The sequence below is a fragment of the Desulfobacter curvatus DSM 3379 genome, assembly GCF_000373985.1.
GTDB lineage: Bacteria > Desulfobacterota > Desulfobacteria > Desulfobacterales > Desulfobacteraceae > Desulfobacter > Desulfobacter curvatus.
The window spans coordinates 1-2647 of the sequence record NZ_KB892982.1; the positions used below are offsets into that span (position 1 = coordinate 1).

General features: G+C 35.4%; 5 protein-coding genes. 3 read left to right on the forward strand and 2 right to left on the reverse strand.

The genetic code is table 11. The features are described 5' to 3' along the window. Positions 1–115: 115 nt before the first annotated feature. The 3 genes from B147_RS0107320 to B147_RS30145 all read left to right on the forward strand — a co-directional run bounded on the left by B147_RS0107320 (position 116) and on the right by B147_RS30145 (position 1595). Positions 116–373 (forward strand): type II toxin-antitoxin system RelE family toxin, encoded by a 258-nt coding sequence (locus tag B147_RS0107320; RefSeq protein ID WP_245568957.1) that lies wholly within the window; start codon positions 116–118, stop codon positions 371–373. Next, entirely contained in the window at positions 363–662 is a 300-nt protein-coding gene (locus B147_RS0107325; protein ID WP_020586568.1) for a helix-turn-helix transcriptional regulator, read from the forward strand. The genes B147_RS0107320 and B147_RS0107325 overlap by 11 nt, the downstream gene beginning before the upstream one ends. A 147-nt stretch (positions 663–809) precedes the next feature. After that, the gene (locus B147_RS30145; protein ID WP_020586569.1) at positions 810–1595 is read left to right on the forward strand and encodes an aspartyl protease family protein; all 786 of its coding nucleotides are present in this window, start codon (positions 810–812) and stop codon (positions 1593–1595) included. Between the two features lie 29 nt (positions 1596–1624). Here B147_RS30145 and B147_RS0107335 read toward each other — a convergent pair whose 3' ends face one another. Then, positions 1625–1960, reverse strand: coding sequence for a hypothetical protein (locus B147_RS0107335; protein WP_020586570.1), 336 nt, complete (start codon positions 1958–1960; stop codon positions 1625–1627). A 36-nt stretch (positions 1961–1996) separates the two neighbouring features. After that, a complete protein-coding gene (locus tag B147_RS27760) occupies positions 1997–2425 on the reverse strand; it encodes a helix-turn-helix domain-containing protein (protein WP_020586571.1) in 429 nt (142 codons plus the stop codon). Positions 2426–2647: the final 222 nt, after the last annotated feature.

Sequence of the window (2647 nt, forward strand, 5' to 3'; positions counted from 1 at the left end):
AACAGAATTTATGCACTCAAAAAGCATTTATTGATATAAAAAAACCGGACAAGATAATTGACGCGAACCGGACAAAGTAATTGACATTTGATAAATTATCATGAGTTTGGTCATTTTGCACAGAAAAGCTGAAAAACAGCTAAAGAAGATTCCGACCTATATCAGAATTAATTTTCAGATTTGGGTTCAGGATGTTGAGTCAAACGGAATTGAAAGCACAAGAACAGTTCCGGGATATCATGATGAACCGTTAAAGGGGAAAAGGTCTGGTCAACGCTCGATAAGATTATCAAGGGCCTATAGGGCAATATATGTTGAACATGAGGACAATATAATTATTGAAGTCATAGAGGTAAATAAACATGAGTATTAAAGAGACACTTTCCGTAAAATTAGAAAAAGAATATGGGCCAGTCACTTTTGGCCGTGCGCTTTGGGCTTACCGGAAGGGTGAGGAAATGACTCAGACTGAATTAGCACAGGCATTGGGTATATCATCTTCAAGTCTCTGTGATTTAGAAAAAGGACGTACTATCCCCACCGTTCGCCGGGCCGCTAAGATTGCTAAACAGTTAGGTCAATCTGAAAAAATGTGGGTCCAGTTGGCTGTTCAGGATTCTTTTACTGATGCTGGATTGAATTATAGAATATCCGTTGCATAAAAAATTTCCTTGTCGGAAATTTTCCTTTCTGCTGGAAGTCTTTTCGTTCGGGTCCGCACTCCATGAAAAAAGAATGAAATGGATTTTCTAACTGCTTTCTGCTATTAATTTTTTTCATCCGCATTAAACAAGAAGGCATTCAATTTAATGTTTCGTTTTTTTTCAAATTTTAAGAACTTGCTTTATTTCCTCCTTGCTTTAATTGCGGTCTTGTTTTTCTTTACCTATCTTTATTTGTTTTTAACCGGGAAGATGTTTGAATTGGATATTGTCAAAAAATTATTTGACGGTGATCCTGGAGCGGAAAGAGTTTTTGTTCGTGAAAAAACACCTGTATTCAAGAATGGTCCTAAGGTTATAAACAGAAAAACACCGTTTGAGTTTTTCAAAAAAAGAGGCCTGGTAACTCAACCGAAACCAGAAGAGAACATTTATTCTTGGGTCGATAAAGATGGCATTAAGCATTTTGCCGACAGGCCACCTTCCGATTCCAATCTCGATTTTAAAGTGACCAAATCGGTCTTTTCTAAATCTTCAGGCGAAATCACATCTTCAGTCATTATTGATGGGAATAGGGTTTTAGTGCCTGTTAAACTGTCCTATAACGGGCGTCTAAAGTCTACTTGGTTGACTTTAGACACAGGTGCAACAACGACCACCATTCATCATACGATTGCAAATAAACTGAATATGAGAGGCAATAGATGGGGAAAAAGCACTATTGCAGATGGTTCTATTATTAACACCCGCCAAGGCAAGCTTGATTATATTCAAGTTGGGCCTTATAAAATGTCAAATTTCAGAGTTTCCATTATTAATCACAAAGGGGATTTAGATATTTCCCATGGCCTTATCGGCATGAATTTTCTAAAGCATGTCGATTATAAAATAGATTTCAAAAAAGGCTCTATCAGTTGGTCTCAAAAAATGTAAAAATTATTTTGTTCTGGGATTCCCCCTTTTTATTTTTTAAAAACTGAAATGTCTGTGATAGTCCAATTCCCACCATTTGAATAGTTTTTCTTAATGGTGAACCGGCCTGACCTTCGATAGTTTTTAATTATTCCTTTTGCTATTGTAGAATGCCCTTTGTCATCGGATACATACACATAAATTTTTAAAAGGGAACAAGGTTCTCCATATTTCACATCACCACGGACAATTAATTTCTTGCTTAACTGTGTGGCTGAAATATGCAGATCATAACCGTCAACTTCGAATCTTTCCCCAAATTCAGCGAAACAGACAGCAGTGAACATCCAGAAGAATAAAGAAACGAAAAAAATTTTAGATTTCATACTTACCTCCAAAACAGATTAGGATGTTGTCAATTATCAGATACGGTCTTTTTCTTTGGTAAGTTCCCCCAAGGTTTTATTCTCTGAAATAGTTATTAATGGCCCTGGAGTTGCTCCATCTTTTAGTTTGCCTGCAATAAATTTTAGATCCGCAACTGCTCGAAGGAACGTCTGTTCATTTATATTTTCGATTTCTAACAATGCATTGATAGCTGCGTTTCCTTCATTCTGACTTTTGAATTTGATCTGAGTTTGATTGTTTGAATTTGTTTTTCCAGTAAAAAGCCAAATCTCATCTTCATTACACAAAAGTGCTATTTTTGATACCACAGAAACGGGTATCTTCGAAGCATCTTTTTCATATCTCTTAATAGTATTCTCGCTAATATCAAGCATCTTAGCCAATTCAGCCTGAGTCTTATTAGCTTTTTTCCTGGTATTTTTTAGTCTTTCATTAAGTGACATTATTAAAAATAAACCCAAAAAAGGTATTTTTTATTTGACATAGTCTCATTTTTAATCTATCTAATTTAATCAATAGCTCATTTTTGATACTAAAAGTGGTTCAAATTTTTATTAGGAATAAAACCCATGCCCAAATTGTCAGCCTATCATTTTTTATATTCCATATCAAAACAATTCCCCTATAGGCAGTGCTGACGCATAAATAATAAAAGGTCGGCCGAA